The organism is Saccharopolyspora elongata (assembly GCF_004348985.1).
GTDB lineage: Bacteria > Actinomycetota > Actinomycetes > Mycobacteriales > Pseudonocardiaceae > Saccharopolyspora > Saccharopolyspora elongata.
On sequence record NZ_SMKW01000254.1, the window covers coordinates 1 to 585 of the forward strand.

The window sequence follows — 585 nt, forward strand, 5'->3', positions numbered from 1 at the left end:
CCCAAGAAGACCTCGACGCCATCGCCCACGAACTCAACACCCGCCCCCGCCAGACCCTCGGCTGGATGACACCATCACACGCACTAGCCCAAGCGCTTGGTGTTGCACCCACCCCCTGAAAACACAGGCAAAATCGGACAACCCGAAACCCAACCTCCGCATCACGGAAGGAACCCAGATTCATGTTCTGGATGCAGCTCAGCACGTTCGTCCTGTTCAACCTGTTGATCCTGACGATGCTCGCCAGTCAGCTGCCTGCCCGGGCGATCGCGTTCTGCACAACAGGGCAGCATGCCGGAGATGGCGAAGGTGCTTACACGGTTTGGCACCTCATAGCGGACATCGAAGCCGAAACCCGTGTGGCCGAAGAGCATCGAGCGGAACGAGAACCTCCCGGCATACCAATGGGATTCCCCACTGCGGACCCCGACGAGCCCACTGGGCGGCACCACCTCCGTGCCTGAATGCTCGTGAGCGCTGACTCCGGCTCTTACCGGAACCAGCACTCACGAGACCCGAGCCGGGCCGGTGCGGTGACCTCCCCGACCCCCCCCCCCTGTCTCTTTTACACATCTCCCAGCCCCC

At 62.6% G+C, this 585-nt stretch carries 1 protein-coding gene and 1 pseudogene; both read left to right on the forward strand.

The window, feature by feature from the left end; genetic code table 11:
* Positions 1-119, forward strand: a pseudogene (locus E1288_RS49745) (IS30 family transposase); the annotation flags it as partial.
* A 63-nt stretch (positions 120-182) separates the two neighbouring features.
* A complete protein-coding gene (locus E1288_RS46585) occupies positions 183-464 on the forward strand; it encodes a hypothetical protein (RefSeq protein ID WP_132495771.1) in 282 nt (93 codons plus the stop codon).
* The last annotated feature ends 121 nt before the right edge of the window (positions 465-585 follow it).

Coding starts and splice junctions, on each gene's coding strand:
- E1288_RS46585 (WP_132495771.1), top strand. CDS start 183: ATGTTCTGGATGCAGCTCAGCACGTTCGTCCTGTTCAACCTGTTGATC.